Source organism: Flavobacterium sp., assembly GCF_041392005.1.
Taxonomy (GTDB): Bacteria; Bacteroidota; Bacteroidia; order Flavobacteriales; family Flavobacteriaceae; genus Flavobacterium.
The window spans coordinates 189,783-214,916 of record NZ_JAWKMX010000001.1 but is presented as its reverse complement, the minus strand read 5'-3'; the positions used below and the strand labels follow the sequence as shown (position 1 = coordinate 214,916).

The window sequence follows — 25,134 nt, the reverse complement described above, 5'->3', positions numbered from 1 at the left end:
TTATTTGCTATTTATCATCTTCTAAGTACATTTTTCGTACTTTTTTAAATAATTCAGATGAATACACAAAATCGGTAACGGCTTCATTATCCGTTTTAAAAATTTCTTTATTGGAACCTTCCCATTCTAATAAACCATTTTTAAGAAAAACAATTTTTTCGCCTATTTCCATAACCGAGTTCATATCGTGGGTATTAATAACGGTTGTAATATTATATTCTTTTGTAATTTCTTGAATTAAATTATCTATTACAATTGCTGTTTTTGGGTCTAAACCAGAGTTGGGTTCGTCGCAAAATAAATATTTTGGGTTGTTCACAATAGCACGAGCAATAGCTACACGTTTTTGCATTCCACCCGATATTTCCGAAGGTTTTTTATGATGGGCGTTAACTAAATTTACACGTTCTATAACAAAATCGACACGTTCTTTAATTTCTTTAGTTGTTTTATTAGAAAACATTTTTAACGGAAAGCCTACATTTTCTTCAACCGTCATACTATCAAACAAAGCGCTACCCTGAAAAACCATACCTATTTCGGTGCGAAGTTCGCGTTTTTCGTCTTTAGAAAGTTTCGAGTAAATTCTTCCATCAAAAGCAATAGTTCCACTTTCGGGTGTATGAATGCCTAAAAGCGATTTTAAAAAAACCGTTTTTCCAGAGCCACTTTGGCCAATAACCAAACTTGTTTGCCCTGCTTCAAATGTAGCCGAAATACCTTTTAGTACTTTTTGTTCGCCAAAGGTTTTTTCTAAGTTTTTTACTTCAATCATTAGCTTAACAACATTTGGGTTAAAATATAATTTACTAAAATAATAACTACCGATGTCCAAACGAACGAAACCGTACTGGCTTTACCCACTTCGAGTGCGCCACCTTTCATATAAAAGCCATGAAACGACGGAATAGTTGCTAAAATAAAAGCAAAAGCTCCTGTTTTAATAAAAGCATAGGCTATATGAAACGGAATAAAATCGTCTTGAATACCCGTTATGTATTCGGCACTTGTGGCAAAACCACCGTAAACAGTAGCTAAATAACCACCGAAAACCCCTAGAAACATACTTAAACCAATAACAAATGGATACAAAAGCAAAGCTATAAATTTTGGAAAAACCAAGTAATTTAAAGCATTTACACCCATAACTTCTAGCGCATCAATTTGTTCAGTAACACGCATGGTTCCAATACTTGATGTTATGAAAGAACCCATTTTTCCCGCCATAATAATAGAAATAAATGTAGGCGCAAACTCTAAAATAACCGATTGCCTCGTGGCGAAACCAATTAAATATTTTGGAATTAACGGATTGGTTAAATTTAAAGCTGTTTGAATGGCCACAACGCCGCCTACGAAGAACGAAATAAACGAAACAATGCCCAATGAACCAATAATTAAATCGTCAACTTCTTTTAATATTAATTGGCGCATCATACTCCATTTTACAGGTCGTGTAAAAACCTCTTTGAGCATGAGAAAATATTTTCCGGTTTGCGATAAAATTCGTGTTACAAACATAACTTGTTTAAATAATGGCTAAAGTACTAAATTAATGTGTCAATTCGGCAATTCGGCAATAAATCAATTTAAAACTAAATAATAAAAAGATTAACTAGCTCATTAACAAACTAACTAATTGAAAATTTTTTCTTTCATTTTTTTCCAGCGATACTTTTTTATAAATTTTGCTTGTTCTTCAGTTACCAATAAAGGTGCTTTATGGGTTTTTGCTTGCCAATATCCTTTTAAATAATCAAAAAATAAAAAGGGTTTTCCTTTTCGCATGGCTAATTTTAGTGAAGCAATTGCCGTTATCCAAAATCCGTAACCCAAACTATAAAATGCTTCGCCTTGTTTGTAGCGCGAAGCAGCATTATAATTAACACCAGTAGGTTTTAAATGTTTTACGTGTAAAGTTTCATCAGTTTTAATTTTCCAATCGTAAAATTTGCAAAGCAATTCATCAACAGTATCCCAACCCATAGCGGTTCGCAAACCATCAATTTGTTTAAAGCAAGCTTTTCGATAAGCTTTTAATGCACCACGAATATGGTCTTTATTCGTTAAGTTTTCTAACGTCCATTCGCCATTTTTTTTGATATAGCAAAATCCGCCAGCCATTCCTATTTTTTCATCCGATTTAAAATGATGAATTATTGTTTCGAAATAATTGGGAGGAAAAATTAAATCAGCATCTGCCTTTACAATAAAATCGTAATTATTATCGAGTGTTGCTAAACCTTTATTAAAGGCTAAAACAACTTTACTACCTGGTAAATGTTGTACTGCGGAAGTATTGTTTAGCAATGAAATAAAAGTATTATTTGCCATAAACGATTGCACAATTTCTGCTGTTTCATCGGTCGAATTATCGTTTACTACTACAATTTTGCTAGGTAAAATAGTTTGATTTATTAGCGATTCTAATGTTAAGCCAATAAAATTGGCCTCGTTATGTGCGGGAATAACAATATAATACTTCATTTTAGTAGAATTCGACAACAAAAATAAACAAAACCTTAGTTACACAAGAAATATCCTTATTTTTGTTTGGAAAATGTATAAATGTGAAGAAAAGCGTAGCGGTAATACTGGTTACTTATAATGGAAGTAAATGGTTGCAAAAATGTTTGCATTCGATTGAAAAATCGGTTGTACCCGTTACTGTTATTGCTATAGATAATGCTTCTACTGATGCTTCGGTTAAAATTTTACAATCGTTTAATTTTGTTCAAGTTATACCATCAGAAGTAAATTTAGGTTTTGGCAGTGCTAATACTATTGGCCTAAAAAAGGCGCTAACACAGGGTTTTGATTATTTTTTTTTGTTGAATCAAGACACTTGGATTATGCCAAACACAATTGAAAATTTAGTAGCGGCACTAGAACAAAATTCAAAGTATGGCATTGCAAGTCCGCTTCATTTTTCTGCCGATGAAACCCATTTAGATACGAATTTTGAAATGTATTGGAACAGAAAAATACGGTCTATTTCAGAAAATATAGATGAAGTTCCTTTTGTAAATGCAGCAGCTTGGTTATTACCAAAAAATGTAGTAGAAAAAGTAGGTTTTTTTGAGCCAATGTTTCATCATTATGGAGAAGATAGAAACTATACCGATAGAGTAAACTATTACGGTTTTAAAACAATTATAGTTAAAAATTCAGTAATTGTACACGATAGAATTATTACCCGAAATTTTGAAAAAGATGTAAAGCAATCGAAATTTAAACTTTTAGCTGCCGTTTTAAATGTTAATCATAATTTCATTTTTGGTTTGCTTATAGCCTTTAAAAATGTAATAGGTTTACCAAAGTATTTTAAAAATTATTATTCGTTTTCAAATGTTTTTTTAATGTTTTGGCAATTATTGGGTTATTATATTTTGTTAAAAATTCACTTTATAACCTTGCTAAAAGCTAGAAAAAGTTACAAATAATGCAAGACATTCAATCACATAAACAAGCTTTTTGGTTTACAACCATTAATTATGTTGGAATTTTAATTGGTTTACTTGCAACTTTGTTCTTGTATCCGTATGATTATGATTTTTATGGTGAGGTTGCTTATATCGATTCTTTAGCACAAATACTTTACCCAGTGCTGGTTTTTGGTGGTTCGCAAGCGTTAATTCATTTCTATCCATCGCTTTCGGCTTCTAGTAAAGAAAGTTTGGTAGGTTACACGCTAAAAACTATATTTCGTATTTTTTTAGTTATAGCAATAGTACTTGTTGTTGCTTCTGTTTTGTTTGCTTGGGATAAAAAAGTGTATTTGTTTTACGCATTACCACTAGCATTGTTAATGGCATTTATAGAAGTTTTTAAGCGACAAGCCGCTAATTTACAAAAAATAGCTATTCCTACATTTTACGAAAAAATTATACCAAAACTTGCACTACCTATAGTTTTTATTTTGTTTTTATACGGATATATTTCTAATCAAGTTGCTTTTTCTGTTTTTATTGCTTTTTATTTTATATTGGTATTTTTGATTATAAATTATGTATTGAAGCGATTTTCGATTTCGATTTTCGATACAAGTTCTCATTTTTCTGAAATTTCAAAAAAAAGTTATTTTACGTATAGTTTTTATTCGTTTTTAGGAAGCTTTGGTTCTTTTTTAGCCTTTCGTATAGATGGATTAATGATTCCAGAATTTCTCGACTTTACAGCTAATGGGGCTTATAAAAATGCTGTAAATTTTGCAGCTGCAATGGCAATTCCTGCAACGGGTTTGTTTACAATTTATGCTCCACAAATATCGATTTTTATTAAAAATGAAGATTGGAAAACTTTGCAAATAAAATATATTGAAACCGCAAAATTGCTGTTTTTTATAGGCGCAGTGCTTTTAGGGTGCGTATTTGTAGGAGCAGAACCTTTTTTTAAAATGTTACCAACTGCCGATAAATTATTACCTATTTTACCGGTATTGTATATTTTAGGTGTAAACGTATTGTTTAATATGGCAACGGGATTTAGCTCTGAAATTATTTCGTATTCGAGCTATTATAAATTTAATATTGTAGCTGTTTTTGTTTTAGTTGTACTAAACTTTTTACTCAATTTGTTTTTTCTTTTTCAAACCAATTTAGGAATTGTTGGAATTTCAATAGCGACCCTAATTTCGTTAGTAATTTTTAATGTAGTTAAATTAATTTTTATTTATAAAAAGATGAAAATTCTTCCTTTTAATAAAAGTTACTTTATATTGTTTTGTACAATGGTAGCAATAGTATTAGCTGTTTGTTTTTTGCCAAAATTTACCAATAATTGGCTCGAAATTTTCACAAAAGTAGGATTAATAGTTACAGTATCAATAGTAACTACCTATCAATTAAAAGCTTTGCCAGCGCTTAATTTTTGGTTAAATAAAACTATACTTCGTAAACAAAAGCATTAATATTCATGCCAGCTCCAACCGAAGCAAATAAAACAAAATCGCCTTTTTGTAAACTATGATTTTCTATATTTCCTTTAACTAATAAATCGTATAACGTAGGAACGGTAGCAACACTTGAGTTTCCTAATTTATGAATACTCATAGGCATAATGTTAGCAGGCGTAGGTTTTTTATACAGCTTGAAAAAACGTTGAATAATGGCTTCGTCCATTTTTTCGTTAGCCTGATGAATAAGTATTTTTTTTATTTTATCAATACCAATTCCGCTTTTATCTAAACAAACAGCCATTGCTTTAGGAACATTTACTAAGGCAAACTCGTAAATTTTGCGCCCATACATTTTTATATACCGCACATCTGGGTCTAATTCTTTATTAAACGAATTGCCAAAAAATAAAAAATTAGCTTCATCATAAGCATAAGTGGCCGTGTTGTGTGCTAAAATACCGCCTTGTTCTTCACTAGCTTCTATAACAGTAGCGCCAGCACCGTCAGAATAAATCATGGCATCTCTATCGTGGTTATCGACAACTCTAGAAAGTGTTTCGGCTCCAATTACCAAGCATTTTTTTGCCATACCAGCTTTAATAAATGCCTGGGCTTGTATTACACCTTCTACCCAACCGGGGCAACCAAATAGTATATCATAGGCTACACAATTTGGATTTTTTATTTTTAAATTATGTTTTACCCTAGATGCTAAACTTGGTACGGTATCGGTTTGAATAGCATTTTTTTTAACGTTACCAAAGTTGTGCGCAAAAATAATGTAATCGAGGGTTTCAATATTTATATTAGCATCTTCAACAGCGCGTTGCGCCGCAATAGTTGCTATATCTGATGTTAAAAGATTATCTGCTGCGTATCTACGTTCTTCAATTCCGGTAATTTCTTTAAACTTTTGTGCTACAACTTCATTAGAATACGGAAATGGAGAACCATCTTCATTAAGAAAAGTATGTTTTGCAAAATCTAAGTTAGTTACTTTTTCAGTAGGAATATAAGACCCCGAACCTGTTATTTTTATATTCATTTTTAGTTAATTAAAAGACTAATTTAATAATATGAAAATTTTAAATGCTATTTAAATTAAAAAAAATTAAAACAATTGTGAAATTCTCAATAATTTCATTTTAAATAATTAAAAAAGTAAAAAAAATAAGAAATATTAAGAAAGTTTAATTTGCATAACGGTAGCGATACTTTGCGCCATTGTCTTCATTTGTTCGGCATAATTGCCTTCGTAGTTTTCATCAATAGTACTGTGCAGATGATTTAGCCATGTTTGAAAATGATTGCTTGTAAAAGCCATTTTTTTATGAACATCTAAATGTTTTTGAAACATATTATTGCGATAACCGCCTTTTAAAAATAAAGCTTGTTCCCAAAAATTAGCTAATGTTTCAAAATGTTCGTTTAAATGTGTACTAACTGTGGTAGTTTCCGTAAAAAAGAAATTAATAGTACTATCGGCTAAAAGTTTATCGTAAAACTTTTGCATAATTAACAGAATATCTTGTCGATTTTCTATATCTTTCATTCTTTATTTTGTAATTTTCTTTAAATCGGCTATAGTTGCTACAGGATTTTCGGCGTTAAAAATATAACTTCCGGCAACGAGAACATTGGCACCAGCATCGACCAATTGTTTTGCGTTTTTATTGGTTACGCCACCATCAATTTCAATTAGTGTTTGTAAGCCTTGTTCGTTAATCATTTTACGAAGTTTACGAACTTTGTTATAGGTTATTTCTTCAAATTTTTGTCCGCCAAAACCTGGGTTTATCGACATAATTAAAACCATATAACATTTTGGTAAAATGTCTTCTAAAACAGAAACAGGCGTTGTTAAATTAAGAACAACTCCAGCTTTGCAACCTGCTTGTTCAATTTGTGTTAAAGTTCTATGTAAATGTACCGTAGATTCATAATGCACGGTAATAATATCGGCACCAACTTTAGCAAAAGTTTCAATGTATCGTTCTGGTTTTTCAATCATTAAATGAACATCAAGCGGTTTTGTAGCGTGTTTTTTTATAGCTTCAATAACAGGCATTCCGTATGAAATGTTGGGCACAAAATGACCGTCCATAACATCGATATGAAACCAATCGGCTTCACTGTTGTTAATCATTTCAATATCGCGTTGTAAATTAGCAAAATCAGCAGCTAAAATAGAAGGTGCAATTACAGTAGTATTCATAATGTGTGTTGTTGTTTTGGCAAAGATATTATAAAGTTAGAAGTTAGAAGTTAGAAGTTAGAAGTTTTTTGTAAAACAAACTATAGAAAAGAAATCAAATAGCGAAACAGAATGAATTTTGTTTGCCTTGCAAAAAACAAAACCTCGGTAATCAGCCGAGGTTTCAATCATCAATCAAAAAACGAACAGTTATGATAAACTGTTGTTGTTGTAATTTAGGGTTATCCTAAATAGGTTTTTAAAATTTTACTTCTAGAAGTATGTTTTAATCTACGAATTGCTTTTTCTTTAATTTGGCGTACACGTTCACGAGTTAAATCGAAAGTTTCGCCAATTTCTTCTAATGTCATAGGGTGTTGATCGCCTAAACCAAAATATAATCGAACCACATCAGCCTCTCTTGGTGTTAGTGTTTCCAAAGCTCTTTCGATTTCAGTTTGTAATGATTCGTGAATTAGCTCTCTATCAGGATTTGGCGATTCGCCAGAACGTAATACATCATAAAGGTTAGAGTCTTCTCCTTCAACAAGTGGAGCATCCATTGATAAATGACGACCTGAATTTTTCATCGACTCTTTTACGTCGTTTACGGTCATGTCTAATTCTTTGGCAATTTCTTCAGCTGAAGGTGCACGTTCGCTAGATTGCTCTAATAACGCATACATTTTGTTGATTTTGTTTATCGAACCAATTTTATTTAACGGTAAACGTACAATACGTGATTGTTCTGCTAATGCTTGTAAAATTGATTGACGAATCCACCAAACGGCATACGAAATAAATTTAAAACCACGAGTTTCGTCAAAACGTTGCGCTGCTTTAATAAGACCAAGATTTCCTTCGTTAATTAAATCGGGTAGGGTAAGCCCTTGATTTTGATATTGTTTTGCAACTGAAACCACGAAACGTAAATTGGCTTTTGTTAATTTTTCTAGTGCGCGTTGATCGCCAGCTTTTATTCGTTGTGCTAATTCCACTTCTTCATCGGCAGTAATTAAATCAACTTTTCCAATTTCTTGTAGGTATTTGTCTAAGGAAGCAGTTTCACGATTGGTTACCTGCTTGGTAATTTTGAGTTGTCTCATGTAATTTTTCTCCTAAATTAATGTGTTCATTTTGTTATACGAGAATTGTTGTAAAAAAGTTACATTTTTTTGAATAATTTTTTAATTACCCTTGTTTTCTTCATATTTAAGTTAAATAAAAAAATCCGATTAATAAAAATTAACCGGATTTTTAATGCTTTTGTAAAATATTACATCATTCCTGGCATTCCGCCTCCGCCCATTGGCATTGCAGGTGCGTCTTCTTTAATATCAACCAGTGCACATTCGGTAGTTAAAATCATACCTGCAACTGAAGCTGCGTTTTCTAGTGCAACACGTGTTACTTTTTTAGGGTCGATAATACCTTCTTTTAACATTTTTACATATTCGCCTGTTTTGGCATTGTAACCAAAATCGGCTTTGCCATCTAAAACTTTTGCAATTACGACCGAACCTTCGCCACCAGCATTTTCTACAATGGTACGTAATGGCGATTCTACTGCTCGGTTTACAATTTGAATGCCTGTTGCTTCGTCTTCGTTTTCAGCTTTTAATTTACTTAAAACCGCTTTGGCTCGTACTAGAGCTACACCACCACCAGCAACAATTCCTTCTTCTACCGCAGCGCGAGTTGCATGTAAAGCATCATCAACACGGTCTTTCTTTTCTTTCATTTCTACTTCTGAAGCAGCGCCTACATATAAAACGGCAACACCACCAGCTAATTTTGCTAAGCGTTCTTGTAGTTTTTCTCTGTCGTAATCTGAAGTTGTAGTTTCAATTTGTGCTTTTATTTGATTTACACGAGCTTTAATGTTATTAGCATCGCCACTTCCGTTTACAATGGTAGTGTTATCTTTGTCTATAGTAACGGTTTCGGCAGTTCCTAACATATCTAAGGTAGCATTTTCTAACGAATAACCACTTTCTTCGGCAATTACTACTCCGCCAGTTAAAATAGCAATATCTTCTAACATTGCTTTTCTTCTGTCGCCAAAACCAGGTGCTTTTACAGCCGCAATTTTTAATCCGCCACGTAATTTGTTTACCACTAATGTTGCTAATGCTTGACCGTCAACATCTTCTGCAATTATTAATAATGGGCGACCAGATTGCGCCACAGGTTCTAAAACGGGTAATAATTCTTGTAAGTTCGATATTTTTTTATCGTACAATAGAATATAAGGATTATCTAACTCGGCAATCATTTTATCGGCATCAGTTACAAAGTAAGGCGATAAATAACCTCTATCGAATTGCATTCCTTCTACTACATCTACATAGGTATCGGTTCCTTTTGCTTCTTCTACTGTAATAACCCCTTCTTTGCCCACTTTTGAGAAAGCGGTAGCAATTAACTCGCCAATAGTTTCATCGTTATTGGCAGAAATAGAAGCTACTTGTTTAATTTTTTTAGAGGAATCGCCAACCGATTCGGTTTGTTTTCCTAAATCTTCCACAATAGCTTCAACCGCTTTGTCGATTCCTCTTTTTAAATCCATTGGATTTGCACCTGCAGCAACATTTTTTAAGCCTTCTTTTACGATTGCTTGTGCTAAAACTGTTGCGGTAGTAGTTCCATCGCCTGCTAAATCGTTAGTTTTTGAAGCAACTTCTTTTACCATTTGTGCGCCCATATTTTCAAGTGCATCTTCTAGTTCGATTTCTTTTGCAACGGAAACACCATCTTTAGTAACGGTTGGTCCGCCAAATGATTTTGAAATAATTACGTTTCTTCCTTTTGGTCCTAATGTTACTTTTACTGCATTTGCTAGTGCATCTACACCGCGTTTTAATCCGTCGCGAGCTTCAATATCAAATTTTATATCTTTTGCCATTTTGTTTTTAGTTTAATTTTTTAAAGTTAAAAGTTAATTTGTTTCAAGTTATAAGGTTTGATTTTTAAACTTGAAACTTTGAACTAATTTTAAAGAATTGCGTAAATTTCGTCTTCACGCATAATTAGGTAATCTTTGTTTTCGTATTTAAATTCGGTACCTGAATATTTTCCGTATAATACAATATCGCCAGTTTTAACCGTCATAGTATGGTCTTTTTTACCATTTCCTACTGCTACAATTGTTCCTTTTTGAGGTTTCTCTTTTGCGGTATCGGGAATAATAATTCCGGAAGCCGTTGTAGTTTCTGCTTGCATAGGTTCTATAACCACTCGATCTGCAATTGGTTTAATTTTAAGTGCCATATTTATTTTTTTAAAATTTAAAGTTTACGTTTTCAATATTTTTCAGAAATTGTGCCAAATGATTTTTCTGACAGTTTTTAGTAAAAAAAAATGCCAGCACTGACAGGCTGACATTTGTTTTGTGAAAAAAGCAATAATTACTGTGCCGATTTTTCTTCGGTTGTTTCTGTTGCTTGATTTTGTGTAGCTTCTTTAGCGGGTGTTTCAGACATAGTAGGAATTTCAGTTTTTGGAATTGAAACTTCGTCGTTTCCTAAAACTTTTGATCCTTGTGTACTAGAATCGAATGCTAATGACGATAATAAAATTAGCGCAATTAGCGCGGCAAAAAGAAACCATGTACTTTTATCTAAAAAATCGGTTGTTTTTTGTACACCTCCTAATTGTTGAGAACCACCACCTCCAAAAGAAGAAGACAATCCGCCTCCTTTTGGGTTTTGTACCATAACGGCTAATATTAATAAGAAGCAAACAATTGTTATTGCAATTAAAAATCCTGTAAACATAATTTAACTATTATTTTGTTGTAATTTTTTTATATTCTCAATTCGGTCTGCAAAGAAACTACTTTTTTCTGGATATTTCAAAATTAAAATTTCATAAGCTTGTATAGCCCGTGTATATTTTTTTTGTTCTAAATAAATTTTTGCTAAAGTTTCGGTCATTAAATGTGTTGGTTCTGCTGCACTTTTGCTAATATTTAAAGGTGCTGGGGTGGTTTCTTTTACGGGTGAAATTTTTGGATTATTTTCAATAAATTTATCTATTAATTCTATTTTTTCGTCTAATTTGTTTGGTATATTGTCTTGTTCTTGCCTAATAATAGGATTGCTTTTGGTAAGTTGTAACCATTCGTTAAACGAATGTTTTTCGTTATTTTCAAAATCTAGCGGTTTTCCTATTTCTAAGTTTTGTTCAATTTCTATTGTTTTAACATTTTCTTGTGTGGTATCTTTTTTTATTTCTCTAAACGAACTAGTTGCTGTTATTATTTCGGCCTGATTAACGGTAATGTTTTGTAGCACATCAGTTTGCTTTTCAATAGCAGAATTAGGTAATGTTTTAAAGTTGTTTGAAGTAATAAAATCGAATAAAATACTTCTGTCGAAAGTGTTTGCTGCTGTTTTTTTTAATTCGTAATTGTATCGAAAGCTTTCTTGGTTAAATAATCCTTTCAAATGTAAAGCTCGTGCGCTTTGAAAAAAAGGAAAATCAATTAAAATGCTTTCTAAAGCTACTGTTTGTTGCTTGTTTATCGTTTTCGATTTGTGTAATAAATATGTAAATTCTTGCGTATTCAAAATATTACCATTTTGCTAGCGATGCGTTAAAAACATCTTGAGTTATACGTTCGTAAATTTCGTCTAAAGCAGTTGTTAGTCGATTTCCTGTCATTTGCTCGTTTGCCGGATAATCGTGGTAAAAAGAAAATCGTTTTTCGAAATTATCGTCTTCTTTGTTTTTATTGGTAAACCTAACGTTTATGCCAATAGTTAAGCGGTTTTGCGCTGTAAATTGATCGGCAGTTGCGGTCATGGGTGTAATGCGATATTCTACAATTTCGCCTTCGTACATCAAATCGCCATTTTGGCTAACTAAATTTAAATTGGTTTGATTTTGCACAATATCTTGAAGTTCAAGTGTAAAAGTTCTTTCAATACCGGGTTCTATTAAATCGGCATTGTTTTGAAAATAATTAACCTGAAAAGTTTCGGCATCAATTTTTCCTGTACCTGTAAAATTGTAAACACCACAGCTGTTTATGCTAATTATTATAAAAGTGAATACTATAAATTTTAAATTTTTCATTGTGTAAATTAAAGTTTTTTACTTAACTGCTAACTAATAACTGTAAACTGAATACTTAATTATTACAAATCGTATTGTTTTATTTTTCGATATAAAGTTCGTTCTGAAATTCCTAATTCATCGGCAGCTGCTTTTCGCTTTCCTTTATTTCGTTCTAATGCTTTTTTAATTAATTCAATTTCTTTAGCTTCTAAACTTAGTGTTTCTTCTTCGTCAATTGTTTCGGCAATAAGATAATTGTCGTCATTATCGTCGGTTTCCGAATCGTGATATGTTTCGGTATGATGAACACTTGGTTGATATACTTCGGTTTTTGGTTTAGAATTAACTAAAATTTCATCGTTTTGCCCATAAATACGTTGAATTAAATGTTGATTGTTTTCTTGCACTTTAGAACTTCCATTTTGCATTAATTCTAAAGTTAATTTTTTCAAATCGTTTAAATCGGCTTTCATATCAAAAAGCACTTTATACAAAATTTCACGTTCGTTACTAAAATCGCCTTCTTTTTTAGAGGTATTAATTACTGATGGTAAATTTGAATTTTCTTGTGGAAGATAGCTTTTTAGTGTAGTTAATGCAATATCGCGATTGGTTTCAAGTACTGAAATTTGTTCGGCAATATTGCGCAGTTGTCTAATGTTACCACTCCATCTATATTGAATTAAATAATGCGTTGCTTCTTCCGATAAACGAATAGGTGGCATTTTATATTTGTGCGCAAAATCGGAAGCAAATTTTCTAAATAGCAAAGCAATATCGTCTTTTCGTTCACGTAATGGTGGCAAATGAATTTCAACCGTACTTAAACGATAATATAAATCTTCTCGAAATTTACCTTTTTCGATAGCTTCTAGCATATTTACATTAGTAGCAGCTACAATTCGCACATTGGTTTTTTGAACTTTTGAGGAACCAACTTTAATAAATTCGCCATTTTCTAACACACGCAACAATCGTACTTGTGTAGTAAGTGGCAATTCGCCCACTTCATCTAAAAAAATAGTACCGCCATCGGCTACTTCAAAATAACCTTCGCGCGTGGCTGTTGCTCCAGTAAAAGCGCCTTTTTCGTGACCAAAAAGTTCACTATCGATAGTTCCTTCTGGAATAGCACCACAGTTTACCGCAATATATTTACCATGTTTACGATGCGATAAAGCATGTATTATTTTAGGAATACTTTCTTTACCAACACCACTCTCGCCAGTTACTAAAACCGAAATATCAGTAGGTGCTACTTGAATGGCTTTTTCCAGCGCACGATTTAGTTTATGGTCGTTACCAATAATTTCAAAGCGTTGTTTTATTGTTTGAATGTTTTCCATTTACAAAAGTTAAAAGTTAAAAGTTAAAAGTCATAAAATAAATACTTTCGACTTTAAAACTTTATTCATTCGACTGTATTATTGCATTATTTCTGAATACCCAACAGCTTCTCCGATTAATGTGGCTGCAGTACAGTCAGAAATTTTTACCATTACAAAATCGCCAGGTTTATAGTTTTCTTTTGGAAAAACTACTACGGTATTTTGAGAATTTCGTCCGCTCCAATGTTTATCAGAACGTTTAGAATCTTTTTCAACTAAAACTTCAACCGTTTGACCAAGAAAACGCTGTGTGCGAGCCAAACCCATTTTTTGTTGCAAATCAATAATCTCTGTCAATCTACGTTTTTTAATTTCTTCAGGTACATCATCTTCCATTTTTCTTGCGGCCAATGTTCCCGGTCGTTCTGAATAAGCAAACATAAATCCGAAATCATATTTTACAAATTCCATCAACGATAAAGTATCTTTATGATCTTCTTCTGTTTCAGTTGGAAAACCAGCAATCATATCTTGCGACAAAGAGATATCAGGTATTAATTCATAAATTTTTTCTACCAAATTCATATATTCTTCTCGAGTATGCTGGCGATTCATAGCTTCTAAAATTCGATTGCTACCCGATTGTACTGGTAAGTGAATGTATTTGCAAATATTATGATGTTTCGCCATAACTTCAATCACTTCAATGTGCATATCTTGAGGATTTGAAGTTGAAAAGCGAAAACGCATTTTTGGAAATTTAGTTGCACAAACATCTAACAATTGAGCAAAATCAACAGCCGTCGCTTTTTGCATATCGCTGGCTTTTTCAAAATCTTTTTTTAAGCCACCTCCATACCACAAATAACTATCCACATTTTGACCTAAAAGCGTAACTTCTTTAAAACCTTTATTCCATAAATCTTGAATTTCTTCATATATACTTTGCGGATCACGGCTTCTTTCTCTTCCTCTTGTAAATGGCACTACACAAAACGTACACATATTATCACAGCCACGAGTTATTGATACAAATGCCGATATCCCATTACTACTTAATCGCACAGGTTGAATATCGCCATAGGTTTCTTCTTTAGAAAGAATAACATTAATAGCATCGCGTCCTTCTTCTACATCTTTTAATAAATTGGGTAAATCTTTATAAGCATCAGGGCCAACTACTAAGTCAACAATTTTTTCTTCGTCTAAAAATTTTTCCTTTAAACGTTCTGCCATGCAACCTAAAACTCCCACTTTCATATCGGGATTAATTTTTTTAACGGCATTGTATTGTTCTAAACGCTTACGAATAGTTTGCTCGGCTTTATCACGAATAGAACACGTATTGACTAAAACCAAATCAGCATCTTCTAAATTTTGAGTGGTATTGTAGCCATTATTTGCTAAAATTGAGGCAACTATTTCACTGTCAGAAAAATTCATTTGACAACCGTAACTTTCTATAAAAAGTTTTTTATTATTTCCTTCAACTTGGTCGTTTACCAAACTTGTTCCTTGTTTGTTTTCTTCAATTATTTTTTCCATATTGTTTTTTAAAAAACCGCTTTCATCCTAATTTGCAAAGATACTATTAAATTTTAATATCTGACAAGATGTCATATTTTCTTTAACATTTTATTTGCTATATTAAAGTATTCAATTGTGGATATTTAAAAAAAACTTATACTTTTGCCACAAACAAAGTTGAGAATGGCAAAGAATTTAGTAATCGTTGAGTCTCCAGCAAAAGCAAAAACCATAGAAAAATTTTTAGGAAATGACTACCAAGTTGAGTCTAGTTTTGGACACATCGCCGATTTGCCTTCAAAGGAAATAGGTGTAGATGTTGAAAACGGATTTAAACCGAAATACGAAGTTGCTACTGATAAAAAAGCATTGGTTAAAAAACTTAAAGACTTAGCCAACAAAGCAGAGACTGTTTGGTTAGCTTCCGATGAAGACCGCGAAGGAGAAGCGATTTCATGGCATTTAGCTGAAGAACTAAAATTAAAGCCCGAAAAAACGAAACGTATTGTTTTTCACGAAATTACAAAAACAGCCATTCAAAAAGCTATTGAAAACCCAAGAACTATTGACTATAATTTAGTAAATGCACAGCAAGCTCGTCGTGTATTAGACCGATTAGTAGGCTATGAATTATCGCCTGTATTATGGAAAAAAGTAAAAGGCGGACTTTCGGCTGGGCGTGTGCAATCGGTTTCTGTACGTTTAATTGTTGAAAGAGAACGTGAAATTCAAAATTTTGATGCAGAAGCTTCGTATTCAGTTGCAGCAGAATTTGTAACTGCTGCTGGGAAATCATTTAAAGCACGATTACCAAAAAACTTTACTTCTAAAAAAGAAGCTGAAGATTTTCTACAAAAAAACATAAATGGTCAATATAAAGTTAGCGATTTAGAAACGAAACCAACCAAAAAATCGCCAGCTGCGCCATTTACAACATCAACTTTACAACAAGAAGCTTCGCGAAAATTATATATGCCTGTTGGAATTACCATGCAGGTTGCTCAGCGATTGTATGAAGCTGGTTTGATAACGTATATGAGAACCGATAGTGTAAATTTATCGCAAGATGCGCTTCAAGCAGCAAAAGCTGAAATTGAAAGCTATTACGGTAAAGAATTTGCACAAACGCGTAATTTTGCAACCAAATCAAAAGGCGCACAAGAAGCGCACGAAGCCATTCGTCCTACTGATATGAGTCGCCATACCGTAAATTTAGATCGTGATCAAGCGCGTTTATACGATTTGATTTGGAAGAGAACTATTGCTTCGCAAATGAGTGATGCACAATTAGAAAGAACCAATGTAAAAATTGAAAGCAATACTCATAAAGAAATATTTGTTGCTAATGGTGAAGTAATCAAATTTGAAGGTTTTCTTAAAGTTTATTTAGAAGGTAATGATGACGATGAAGAAGAACAAGAAGGCATGTTACCTAATATGACTATTGGCGAAAAATTATCTAACAATTATATTACAGCAACAGAAAGATATTCACGTCCACCGAGCCGCTATACGGAAGCTTCTCTTGTTAAAAAACTAGAAGAGCTAGGTATTGGTCGTCCATCAACATACGCACCAACTATTTCTACAATTATTAATAGAAATTATGTAGAAAAAGGTTCGAGTGAAGGTGTAGAAAGAAAATATAATCAAATTACGCTACAAGGTTCAGATATTAAATCGGTTGTTTTAAAAGAAACCACAGGTTCCGACAAAGGAAAGTTAGTTCCAACAGATATTGGAATTATTGTTACCGACTTTTTAGTTGCGAATTTTGAATCAATTTTAGATTATAATTTTACTGCAAAAGTAGAACAAGATTTTGATGAAATTGCCGAGGGAAAAGAAGATTGGGTAAAAATGATGAAAGATTTTTACAAACATTTTCATCCTACAGTTGTTGATGTTGAAAAAAATGCAGAGAGAGAAACTGGAGAACGTATTTTAGGTAATCATCCAGAATCTGGAAAACAAGTTTCCGTTCGATTAGGAAAATTTGGACCTATGGCGCAAATTGGTAATATCGACGATGAGGAAAAACAATTTGCCAGCTTATTGCCCGAGCAAAATATTGGTACAATTACACTAGAAGAAGCGCTATCGCTATTCTTGCTTCCTAAAAATTTAGGCAATTACGAAGGCGAAGAAGTTGAGGTTAATAATGGGCGATTTGGACCCTATGTTCGCTTTGGCAAAACCTTTATATCATTGCCAAAAGGCGAAGAACCACTAGATGTTTCTTTAGATAGAGCAATTGAATTAATTAAAGAAAAGAAACAAGCCGACGCGCCAATTGCAACTCATGACGGTTTACCTGTGCAAAAAGGCGTGGGACGATTTGGACCATTTATAAAATGGAACGGTATGTTTATTAATGTAAGTAAAAAATACAATTTCGATAATTTATCGCAAGCCGATGTTAAAGAACTTATTGAAGATAAACTACAAAAAGAAAAAGATAAGTTAATTCATAATTGGGAAGATGAAGGTATTCGTGTAGAAAAAGCACGTTGGGGACGATCTGTCATTTTAAAAGGCAAAACAAAAGTAGAACTCGGCAAAGATGTAGATGCTGAAAAATTAACTTTAGAAGAAGTAAAAGAAATTCTAGATAAAAAAGCACCTGCTAAAAAAACCACTACTAAAAAAGTTTCAGCTAAAAAGAAGTAGTTAATGATGTATGATTTTTTACAACCCGTAAATTCAGAAATTGTTAGTCAAATTCAAAAACAATCTAAACAAGCATTAGGTAATAAGGTGGTTTTTCATACCGAAACTGATTTTCCTAATTTAGATGGTGTTGAAATGGCAATACTTGCAGTAAACGATTACAGAGGTGCTGGTTTAACGAATGATGACGAAGATTTTTCGAAATTTAGAACGTACTTTTACGCATTGTTTCCAGGAAACTGGACTGTTTCAATAGCCGATTTAGGTACTATACAAGCGGGCGCTACTATAGAAGATACGTATTTTTTGGTAAAATCTATTTGTAGCGAATTACTTCGCAAAAAAATTATACCTGTTATAATAGGTGGTTCTCAAGATTTAACGTATGCTTTATATCGTTCCTACGATAATTTAGATCAAATGGTAAACTTGGTTTCGGTCGATAGTAAGTTCGATTTTGCTCAAGAAAGTGGTTTGCCGTTTAATTCATACCTTACAAAAATTGTAATAGAAGAGCCGAATAATTTATTTAACTATTCTAACTTGGGTTACCAAACCTATTTTAATTCCCAAGAAGAAATCGATTTAATTGAAAAATTATATTTCGATGCTTATCGCTTGGGCGAAGTGTCGCAAAAATTATACATAACAGAGCCTGTTTTTAGAGATGCAGATATTGCAAGTTTCGATATGATGTCTGTAGAATCTTCAAACTCAGGAAACATAAATTATTTTAATCCCAATGGTTTTTCGGGTAAAGAAATTTGTGCCTTAGCACGCTATGCAGGAATAAGCGATAAAATTTCTAGTTTTGGTGTTTTTAACTTTTATAATTCAACAAAAGAAGTTACCTTAGTAGCTCAAACACTTTGGTATTTTATAGAAGGATATGCAAACCGTTACAACGAATATCCGTTTACAGTAAAAGAAAATTATTACAAATATATAGTACCTATAGATGATGAAGAGCTGGTTTTTTATAAAAGTAATAAAACCGATAGATGGTGGATTGAAATTCCAATATTTTCAAACATAGATAATAAAATTAAAAGAAATACGTTATTACCTTGCACACATCAAGAATATCTGGCTGCGTGCGAGCAGGAAATACCAGAAAGATGGTGGAAAATACAAAGGCGAAATTTGTTATAGTTATAAAGAAAAGCATAAGTTTGCTAGAACATTAGTTGTCTAGTAATATTTTTAAAATGTAATGTTTTTTAAAAAAAAATTGTTTTTCTCAAAATAATTGAATAGGTTTACGCCCTTAAATATAAAATTTAATTAACCCAAGTTTATATGAAGAAATTAGTTGCATTAACGGCAATTTTGTCATTATTAGTAAGTTGTAGCAAAGGAGATCGAGGGGAGTTAGTAGGTGCCAAAAGTAGAAAATGGCACCCAGAAAAACCTTATGGAATGACTTTGGTTCCAGGTGGAGCATTTGTTATGGGTAAATCTGATGACGATTTAGCTAATATTCAAGATGCGCCTACTAAAACAGTTACTGTTCGTTCTTTTTATATGGATGAAACAGAAATTACTAATGCAGAATATCGTCAGTTCGTAGAGTGGGTAAAAGACTCTACAATCAGAACCCGTTTGGCAATTTTAGCAGATGAGGTTGGACAAACTGCAGGCTCTGGAGGTATTGGAGATTACGCATTTGCAGACGCAGATCCTTCAACGATGTCGCCATACGATAAATATATGTACGAAAACTATTACAGTTTAGGTACGGATGATGATATGTATGCTGGTAGAAAGTTAAACAAGAAAATTAAATTGATTGACGATCCTCAGCAGTATCCAGATGAGTATTATGTTGAGGTTATGGATTCTATGTACTTACCAGATGCAGAATCGTATAATGGGTTAAAAACAATGGATGTTTCTAAATTAAAATTCAGATATCGTGAGGTAGATTGGAATAAAGCAGTTAAGAAAAAAGGAAGAAAAGGATTGTATGATGAGAATCCGCCAATTGAAATTTATCCCGATACAGCTGTTTGGATTAAAGATTTTGCGTATTCGTACAACGAACCTATGCACAACGATTATTTTTGGCATGCAGCTTACGACGATTATCCTGTTGTAGGTGTCTCTTGGAATCAAGCAAAAGCATTTTGTGCGTGGAGAACACTTTATAAAAATTCTTACATAAAAAAGAAAAAAGGACGAGATCAAATCAATTCATTTCGCTTGCCTTCAGAAGCAGAATGGGAATATGCGGCTCGCGGTGGAATAGAATCGGCTACTTACCCTTGGGGTGGGCCTTATTCTAAAAACGATAGAGGTTGTTTTATGGCAAACTTTAAGCCTAATCGTGGCGATTATGCTGCAGATGGTGCGTTATATACTGTTGAAGCAAAATCGTTTGAACCTAACGACTTTAACTTATACAATATGTCGGGTAACGTATCAGAATGGACGCAGTCTTCTTACGATGCTTCTGCTTATGAGTTTGTGTCAACAATGAATCCAAATGTTCCAGATCGTAAAAACCAACGTAAAGTAATTCGTGGCGGTTCTTGGAAAGATGTAGGCTATTATTTAGCTGTAGGAACTCGTGATTTCGAATACGCCGATTCGTCTAGAAGCTATATAGGTTTCCGTACCGTTCAAGATTATATGGGTACAGATGCAACTGCAGCTAAAAAACGATAATTTTCAACTACGTATTTTAACCAAATTTTTAAATTATAATTAATTAAACTAACTAAATTTTATTTATTATGGCAATTTTATCACCAAAAGTAATGAATTTCTGCTACGGTATGGGGGCAGCAGTAGTAATCGTAGGAGCACTATTCAAATTAATGCACTGGACTTTTGCAAATGAGATGTTGATTATAGGTCTTTTAACGGAAGCAGCTATTTTTGCGCTTTCTGCATTCGATACACCAGCAAAAGATTTAGATTGGTCTTTAGTTTATCCAGAATTAGCAGGTGGAGAATCTAAACCAAAAGCAATAAAACAAGAAAAACCAGAAGATGCACAAGGATTATTGTCTCAAAAATTAGACAATATGCTTAAAGAAGCTAAAATTGACGGTGCTTTAATGGAAAGCTTAGGTAATTCAATTAAAAACTTCGAAGGCGCAGCTAAAAATATTGCACCAACAGTAGATTCAATTGCTTCTCAAAAACAATATGCTACAGAAATGGTTGCAGCTGCCGATAATTTAAAATCATTAAACAGCTTGTATCAAGCACAATTAGAAGGCGCACAACGCAATGCACAAGCTAATGCTGAAATTGCTGAAAACGCAGCTAAACTAAAAGAGCAAATGCAATCAATGACATCTAACATTGCATCTTTAAATGCAGTTTATGGTGGTATGCTTTCTGCTATGAGTAACAGAGGATAATTTTATTATTCAACACTCAACTTAAAAACAATATTAATTAAAACAAAATTTTAAGAAATGGCAGGAGGAAAATTAACCCCTAGACAGAAGATGATTAACCTAATGTACTTGGTTTTCATCGCTATGTTAGCTTTAAATATGTCAAAAGAAGTATTATCCGCTTTCGGTTTAATGAACGAAAAATTTGCTGGAGTGAATATTTCTCAAACTGAGCAAAATCAAAAGCTAGCGGAAGTTTTAGCTAACAAAGCAGCGGAAGATGAAGGTACAAATTTTAAAAATGCGTATGATATTTCGAAGCAGGTAGATAAAGCTTCAAATGAATTGTATAATTTTTTGGAAGATGTAAAAAAGAAAGATATTTTAGTTGATTTCCCAGCAGACTCAAAAGGAATTTTGCCTTATGAAGCTATGGATAAAAGTAATATCGATGAAAAATGGTTTAAAGGCGATGTTTATAAACCAAGAGGACAAGAAATTGTTGCTAAAATTGATGATTACAGAAATAAAATGAAAGCAGCTTTAGGTAAAAATGTTGATTATCAATCAGTTTTGTCTAAGGTTGATAAGTTGTTTGGTACTGGAGATGTAAAGGATAGTGAAGGAGTTACAAAAAAATATCTTGACTATCATTACAAAGGTTTCCCTGCAATTGCAACTGTTGCAAAATTGTCAGCAATGCAAAACGACATTAAATCTATGGAAAATGAAGTATATAATGTAGCGTTAGGAAATTCGTACAAGCAAGCGGCATCAATGAAAACTTTTCAGGCTATTGTTGCTTTAGATAAAAATGTATATTTTGAAGGCGAAAAAGTAACAGGTAAAGTAGTATTAGGTAAATACGATTCTAATACTGTCCCTACAGCTTTTGAAGGGCCAGGTAGTATAGAAAATGGTCAAGCTGTTATTAATGCTACCGCTGGTGGTATTGGCGAGCATCCAGTGAAAGGTAGTTTTACCTTTATGGAAGATAATAAACCTGTAACTATTCCTTTCGATGGTAAATATGTGGTTGTACCACGCCCTAAATCAGCAAACGTTTCTGCAGATAAAATGAATGTAGTATATCGTGGTGTAGATAACCCAATGACAATTACATTTGCTGGTATTCCAGATTCAGATGTAACAGCTAGTGCTCCAGGAATGCGTAAAGTAGGTAATGGTAAATATATGTTAAGCCCTTCTTCTGGTACAGAAGTTACGATTAATGTTACAGGTAAATTACCTACAGGTAATGTTTCCGATAAGAAAGTATTCCGTATTAAAGGAATTCCTGCACCAACAGGTAAAATTAGAGGAGAAGAAAAAGCAACTGGACCAGCATCTAGTTTAGCGTCTTCAACTGTTTCAGCAGTTTTAGAAGATTTCGATTTCCCTGTTACCGTTAACGTTACTGGTTTTAACATAAAAGTGCCAGGTCAACCAACTGTAGTAGTTTCAGGAAACAGACTTAATGGAGCAGCGCAAGCAGCTGTTAAAAAAGCGATGAAAGGCGATGTTATTGTAATTTCAGATATTAAAGCAAGTTTTGCAGGTATCGGTCAGCAAGCTAAAAAAGTTTCAGCTTGTACATACGAAATTAGATAGTGTTTCGTTTTAAATAAAAAGGATATAAAATGAATTGGAAAAAAATTATTGTAGTAGCACTAGTAAGTTTAAGTTCAACTTTTACTTTTGCTCAATCAAATTTATTAAATGCTAAAACAGCTGATCAAATAGGTAAAAAAACAGAAGCTGAATTACAAGCCGATAACGACAAACCATTACCTTATGGTTATGTTATGGATCGCGATGTAATGTGGGGTAGAAAAGTTTGGGAAATTATCGATTTAGATGAACGTGTTAATTTTCCATTATACTATCCTGTAGAAAAAGATTTGGGCCCAGATAGAAAGCCGTTGTACACTGTTTTAAAAGATGCAATGGAAAAAGGCGAAATTACAGAAGTTTATGCCGATAGTTATTTTACCACTAAAATTACTCAAAAAGAAATAGATGGCCGTCTTTATGCAATAGACACAACAGATGCAGCTATCGATTTAATGAACGAAGATTACGAAGCTTATAAGTCTGGTGCTAAAACTATACCAGAAGAGTACATTGTTAAATACGAAGTTACTCCCGATATGGTTACAGCATTCAAAATAGTAGGCTTGTGGTACTTCGATAAAAGACAAGGCGAATTAAAATATCGTATGTTAGGTATTTGTCCTGTTGTACCAGATATTCACGTGTACAAACAAGATCCCGAAACAGACGAAATGATCGAATTGTTTTGGGTATATTTCCCTGCTGCTCGCGATGTATTACACGATGCAAAAGCATTTAATAATAAAAATTCAGCTATTCCATTTAGTTTCGATCATTTGCTCAATGCACGCCGTTTTAACGCGTTAATCTATGTTGAAGAAAACGTGTATGCCGATAGAGAAATTAAAGATTACATTAGAGATAATGCTCAAATGCAGCTTTTAGAAGCCGATAGAGTTAAAGAAAAAATCCGCGATTTCGAACAAGATATGTGGAGTTATTAAAATAATTTTTTTCCAATTTAAATTAATCCCGACAGTTTACTTGTCGGGATTTTTTATTTTTGCACCATGATAGATTATATAATTGTAGGTTGTGGCCTAGCTGGTACTGCTTTTGCCGAAATGGCTCTTCAAAACAATAAATCAATTTTAGTTTTCGATAATGCTTCACAACCTTCTTCTACAGTTGCTGGAGGAATGTATAATCCTGTTGTTTTAAAACGGTTTACCGCTATTTGGAAAGCGCAAGAGCAACTAGAGTTAGTGCATCAATTTTATACGGCTCTAGAAAGTAAGTTACAAATAAAGTGTAATTACCCGCTTCCTTTATGGCGTAAATTTGCAAGTGTAGAAGAACAAAACAATTGGTTTTCGGCTTCCGACAAGCCATCGTTGTCAAACTTTCTTGAAACTAAAATTAGATTCGAAAAAATAAGTGGAATTGAGGCACCATTTGGTTTTGGAGAAGTAGCAGCATCAGGCTATCTCGATATAAAAGAGTTAATTCAATCGTATCAAAGACATTTAAAGCAAAACAACCTATTTTCTTCTGAAGCATTTCAATATGAAGCTATAGAATTTAAAGAAAATTACATTCAATATAAAGATAACAAAGTAAGGCACATCATCTTTGCAGAAGGCTTTGGTTTGCATGAGAATCCATTTTTTAAGCAATTACCATTAGATGGAACAAAAGGCGAATTATTACATATTAAATCAAATAATTTGCAGCTTAATAAAATTGTAAAGTCGAATATTTTTATTTTACCAATTGGCAATAATACCTACAAAGTAGGTGCTACTTACAATTGGAAAGACAAAACCAATGCACCCACAACCGAAGGAAAAATCGAATTAATTGAAAAACTAAACGAGTTAATTTCCTGCGATTACCAAATTGTAGCGCATTTAGCAGGCGTTCGACCAACGGTAAACGACAGGCGACCACTAGTGGGCACACACCCAATTTATAATAACCTACATATTTTAAACGGATTAGGCACGCGAGGTGTTATGTTAGCGCCATTTTTAGCAAAAAACCTTTGGAATTATTTAGAGAACAAAATTCCATTAGACAAAGAAATAGATTGCAGCCGTTATTTCGTTTAAATGCGCATTATTTTTTCTTCTTCGGGTTTCCTAAATTATTTTTCCAATCGTTATCGTAATCAATAAAAAAATTAATCCAAATATTACGCGATACTCTAATAATTACAGGAAAAAAAACTATAGAAGTAACCACAATAGCAATAAAAGCGGTTAAAAGCGAACTGCCCAAAAATACAAACGAAATTATAAAAGCAGCAACAGCAAAGGCAATTCCTACAGCATAGCTCACATACATAGCACCGTAAAAAAATGAAGGCTCAATTTGATAGTGTAATTTACAATGGCTACAATCTTGGTGCATTTTAAATAAATAACCCATTTTATAAGGGTTTTTCTCTACATACATATTTTCTTCTTGGCATTTCGGACAACTTCCTGTTAAAATGCTATTCAGTTTCGTTCCTTTTTTTAACATTTGCATAAAATTTATACAAAGTTACAG

24 protein-coding genes are annotated in these 25,134 nt (G+C 33.0%); 9 read left to right on the top strand and 15 right to left on the bottom strand.

Features of this window, described 5'->3' with window-relative positions; genetic code table 11:
• Positions 1 to 7: 7 nt before the first annotated feature.
• The 3 genes from R2808_RS00990 to R2808_RS00980 form a co-directional block, all read right to left on the bottom strand.
• Positions 8 to 775, bottom strand: a complete 768-nt coding sequence (locus R2808_RS00990) for an ABC transporter ATP-binding protein (RefSeq protein ID WP_371269068.1) — start codon at positions 773 to 775, stop codon at positions 8 to 10.
• The gene (locus R2808_RS00985; protein ID WP_371269067.1) at positions 775 to 1,521 is read right to left on the bottom strand and encodes an MlaE family ABC transporter permease; all 747 of its coding nucleotides are present in this window, start codon (positions 1,519 to 1,521) and stop codon (positions 775 to 777) included. The genes R2808_RS00990 and R2808_RS00985 overlap by 1 nt, the downstream gene beginning before the upstream one ends.
• Positions 1,522 to 1,635: 114 nt before the next feature.
• Complete coding sequence (locus tag R2808_RS00980) at positions 1,636 to 2,487, bottom strand: glycosyltransferase family 2 protein (RefSeq protein ID WP_371269066.1); 852 nt, start codon at positions 2,485 to 2,487, stop codon at positions 1,636 to 1,638.
• A gap of 83 nt (positions 2,488 to 2,570) precedes the next feature.
• Here R2808_RS00980 and R2808_RS00975 point away from each other — a divergent pair, with 83 nt between their 5' ends.
• Positions 2,571 to 3,443: a glycosyltransferase family 2 protein gene (locus tag R2808_RS00975; RefSeq protein WP_371269065.1), complete on the top strand. Its 873-nt coding sequence runs from the start codon at positions 2,571 to 2,573 to the stop codon at positions 3,441 to 3,443.
• Positions 3,443 to 4,909: a lipopolysaccharide biosynthesis protein gene (locus R2808_RS00970; RefSeq protein ID WP_371269064.1), complete on the top strand. Its 1,467-nt coding sequence runs from the start codon at positions 3,443 to 3,445 to the stop codon at positions 4,907 to 4,909. Before R2808_RS00975 ends, R2808_RS00970 begins: the two co-directional genes overlap by 1 nt.
• On the opposite strand, the gene R2808_RS00965 is transcribed toward R2808_RS00970, so the two are convergent.
• The 11 genes from R2808_RS00965 to miaB form a co-directional block, all read right to left on the bottom strand.
• The gene (locus tag R2808_RS00965) at positions 4,884 to 5,942 is read right to left on the bottom strand and encodes a 3-oxoacyl-ACP synthase III family protein (protein WP_371269063.1); all 1,059 of its coding nucleotides are present in this window, start codon (positions 5,940 to 5,942) and stop codon (positions 4,884 to 4,886) included. The genes R2808_RS00970 and R2808_RS00965 overlap by 26 nt on opposite strands.
• A 135-nt stretch (positions 5,943 to 6,077) precedes the next feature.
• Positions 6,078 to 6,449, bottom strand: coding sequence for a group III truncated hemoglobin (locus tag R2808_RS00960; RefSeq protein ID WP_371269062.1), 372 nt, complete (start codon positions 6,447 to 6,449; stop codon positions 6,078 to 6,080).
• A 3-nt stretch (positions 6,450 to 6,452) separates the two neighbouring features.
• Positions 6,453 to 7,112 (bottom strand): ribulose-phosphate 3-epimerase, encoded by a 660-nt coding sequence (gene rpe / locus R2808_RS00955; RefSeq protein ID WP_371269061.1) that lies wholly within the window; start codon positions 7,110 to 7,112, stop codon positions 6,453 to 6,455.
• A 221-nt stretch (positions 7,113 to 7,333) separates the two neighbouring features.
• A complete protein-coding gene (locus R2808_RS00950) occupies positions 7,334 to 8,197 on the bottom strand; it encodes an RNA polymerase sigma factor RpoD/SigA (protein WP_045967558.1) in 864 nt (287 codons plus the stop codon).
• Between the two features lie 170 nt (positions 8,198 to 8,367).
• Entirely contained in the window at positions 8,368 to 9,996 is a 1,629-nt protein-coding gene (groL, locus tag R2808_RS00945) for a chaperonin GroEL (protein WP_371269060.1), read from the bottom strand.
• Positions 9,997 to 10,085: 89 nt separating this feature from the next.
• Positions 10,086 to 10,361 carry a co-chaperone GroES gene (groES, locus tag R2808_RS00940; RefSeq protein ID WP_371269059.1) on the bottom strand — a complete coding sequence of 92 codons (276 nt, stop codon included), beginning with the start codon at positions 10,359 to 10,361 and terminating at the stop codon, positions 10,086 to 10,088.
• Between the two features lie 137 nt (positions 10,362 to 10,498).
• Complete coding sequence (secG, locus tag R2808_RS00935) at positions 10,499 to 10,867, bottom strand: preprotein translocase subunit SecG (RefSeq protein WP_371269058.1); 369 nt, start codon at positions 10,865 to 10,867, stop codon at positions 10,499 to 10,501.
• A gap of 3 nt (positions 10,868 to 10,870) precedes the next feature.
• Complete coding sequence (locus R2808_RS00930; RefSeq protein ID WP_371269057.1) at positions 10,871 to 11,662, bottom strand: tetratricopeptide repeat protein; 792 nt, start codon at positions 11,660 to 11,662, stop codon at positions 10,871 to 10,873.
• A 4-nt stretch (positions 11,663 to 11,666) separates the two neighbouring features.
• Complete coding sequence (locus tag R2808_RS00925) at positions 11,667 to 12,170, bottom strand: LptE family protein (protein ID WP_371269056.1); 504 nt, start codon at positions 12,168 to 12,170, stop codon at positions 11,667 to 11,669.
• 62 nt (positions 12,171 to 12,232) lie between these two features.
• Positions 12,233 to 13,498: a sigma-54 interaction domain-containing protein gene (locus R2808_RS00920; protein ID WP_371269055.1), complete on the bottom strand. Its 1,266-nt coding sequence runs from the start codon at positions 13,496 to 13,498 to the stop codon at positions 12,233 to 12,235.
• 78 nt (positions 13,499 to 13,576) lie between these two features.
• A complete protein-coding gene (gene miaB / locus R2808_RS00915) occupies positions 13,577 to 15,025 on the bottom strand; it encodes a tRNA (N6-isopentenyl adenosine(37)-C2)-methylthiotransferase MiaB (RefSeq protein WP_371269054.1) in 1,449 nt (482 codons plus the stop codon).
• A 165-nt stretch (positions 15,026 to 15,190) separates the two neighbouring features.
• On the opposite strand from miaB, the gene topA reads away from it, so the two are divergent.
• From topA to R2808_RS00880, 7 genes are all read left to right on the top strand, one after another.
• Positions 15,191 to 17,677: a type I DNA topoisomerase gene (gene topA / locus R2808_RS00910; protein WP_371269053.1), complete on the top strand. Its 2,487-nt coding sequence runs from the start codon at positions 15,191 to 15,193 to the stop codon at positions 17,675 to 17,677.
• A 3-nt stretch (positions 17,678 to 17,680) separates the two neighbouring features.
• A complete protein-coding gene (locus tag R2808_RS00905; RefSeq protein ID WP_371269052.1) occupies positions 17,681 to 18,829 on the top strand; it encodes a formimidoylglutamase in 1,149 nt (382 codons plus the stop codon).
• 147 nt (positions 18,830 to 18,976) lie between these two features.
• A complete protein-coding gene (gldK, locus tag R2808_RS00900; protein ID WP_371269051.1) occupies positions 18,977 to 20,344 on the top strand; it encodes a gliding motility lipoprotein GldK in 1,368 nt (455 codons plus the stop codon).
• A gap of 68 nt (positions 20,345 to 20,412) precedes the next feature.
• Complete coding sequence (gene gldL, locus R2808_RS00895; RefSeq protein WP_371269050.1) at positions 20,413 to 21,048, top strand: gliding motility protein GldL; 636 nt, start codon at positions 20,413 to 20,415, stop codon at positions 21,046 to 21,048.
• A gap of 57 nt (positions 21,049 to 21,105) precedes the next feature.
• Positions 21,106 to 22,638 (top strand): gliding motility protein GldM, encoded by a 1,533-nt coding sequence (gene gldM / locus R2808_RS00890; protein WP_371269049.1) that lies wholly within the window; start codon positions 21,106 to 21,108, stop codon positions 22,636 to 22,638.
• A gap of 29 nt (positions 22,639 to 22,667) precedes the next feature.
• The gene (gldN, locus tag R2808_RS00885) at positions 22,668 to 23,585 is read left to right on the top strand and encodes a gliding motility protein GldN (RefSeq protein WP_371269048.1); all 918 of its coding nucleotides are present in this window, start codon (positions 22,668 to 22,670) and stop codon (positions 23,583 to 23,585) included.
• Between the two features lie 66 nt (positions 23,586 to 23,651).
• Positions 23,652 to 24,692 (top strand): NAD(P)/FAD-dependent oxidoreductase, encoded by a 1,041-nt coding sequence (locus tag R2808_RS00880; RefSeq protein ID WP_371269047.1) that lies wholly within the window; start codon positions 23,652 to 23,654, stop codon positions 24,690 to 24,692.
• A 7-nt stretch (positions 24,693 to 24,699) separates the two neighbouring features.
• On the opposite strand, the gene R2808_RS00875 is transcribed toward R2808_RS00880, so the two are convergent.
• Complete coding sequence (locus R2808_RS00875) at positions 24,700 to 25,107, bottom strand: DUF983 domain-containing protein (protein ID WP_371269046.1); 408 nt, start codon at positions 25,105 to 25,107, stop codon at positions 24,700 to 24,702.
• Positions 25,108 to 25,134: the final 27 nt, after the last annotated feature.

Coding starts and splice junctions, on each gene's coding strand:
- R2808_RS00990 (WP_371269068.1), bottom strand. CDS start 775: ATGATTGAAGTAAAAAACTTAGAAAAAACCTTTGGCGAACAAAAAGTA.
- R2808_RS00985 (WP_371269067.1), bottom strand. CDS start 1,521: ATGTTTGTAACACGAATTTTATCGCAAACCGGAAAATATTTTCTCATG.
- R2808_RS00980 (WP_371269066.1), bottom strand. CDS start 2,487: ATGAAGTATTATATTGTTATTCCCGCACATAACGAGGCCAATTTTATT.
- R2808_RS00970 (WP_371269064.1), top strand. CDS start 3,443: ATGCAAGACATTCAATCACATAAACAAGCTTTTTGGTTTACAACCATT.
- R2808_RS00965 (WP_371269063.1), bottom strand. CDS start 5,942: ATGAATATAAAAATAACAGGTTCGGGGTCTTATATTCCTACTGAAAAA.
- R2808_RS00960 (WP_371269062.1), bottom strand. CDS start 6,449: ATGAAAGATATAGAAAATCGACAAGATATTCTGTTAATTATGCAAAAG.
- rpe (WP_371269061.1), bottom strand. CDS start 7,112: ATGAATACTACTGTAATTGCACCTTCTATTTTAGCTGCTGATTTTGCT.
- R2808_RS00950 (WP_045967558.1), bottom strand. CDS start 8,197: ATGAGACAACTCAAAATTACCAAGCAGGTAACCAATCGTGAAACTGCT.
- groL (WP_371269060.1), bottom strand. CDS start 9,996: ATGGCAAAAGATATAAAATTTGATATTGAAGCTCGCGACGGATTAAAA.
- groES (WP_371269059.1), bottom strand. CDS start 10,361: ATGGCACTTAAAATTAAACCAATTGCAGATCGAGTGGTTATAGAACCT.
- secG (WP_371269058.1), bottom strand. CDS start 10,867: ATGTTTACAGGATTTTTAATTGCAATAACAATTGTTTGCTTCTTATTA.
- R2808_RS00925 (WP_371269056.1), bottom strand. CDS start 12,170: ATGAAAAATTTAAAATTTATAGTATTCACTTTTATAATAATTAGCATA.
- R2808_RS00920 (WP_371269055.1), bottom strand. CDS start 13,498: ATGGAAAACATTCAAACAATAAAACAACGCTTTGAAATTATTGGTAAC.
- miaB (WP_371269054.1), bottom strand. CDS start 15,025: ATGGAAAAAATAATTGAAGAAAACAAACAAGGAACAAGTTTGGTAAAC.
- topA (WP_371269053.1), top strand. CDS start 15,191: ATGGCAAAGAATTTAGTAATCGTTGAGTCTCCAGCAAAAGCAAAAACC.
- R2808_RS00905 (WP_371269052.1), top strand. CDS start 17,681: ATGATGTATGATTTTTTACAACCCGTAAATTCAGAAATTGTTAGTCAA.
- gldK (WP_371269051.1), top strand. CDS start 18,977: ATGAAGAAATTAGTTGCATTAACGGCAATTTTGTCATTATTAGTAAGT.
- gldL (WP_371269050.1), top strand. CDS start 20,413: ATGGCAATTTTATCACCAAAAGTAATGAATTTCTGCTACGGTATGGGG.
- gldM (WP_371269049.1), top strand. CDS start 21,106: ATGGCAGGAGGAAAATTAACCCCTAGACAGAAGATGATTAACCTAATG.
- gldN (WP_371269048.1), top strand. CDS start 22,668: ATGAATTGGAAAAAAATTATTGTAGTAGCACTAGTAAGTTTAAGTTCA.
- R2808_RS00880 (WP_371269047.1), top strand. CDS start 23,652: ATGATAGATTATATAATTGTAGGTTGTGGCCTAGCTGGTACTGCTTTT.
- R2808_RS00875 (WP_371269046.1), bottom strand. CDS start 25,107: ATGTTAAAAAAAGGAACGAAACTGAATAGCATTTTAACAGGAAGTTGT.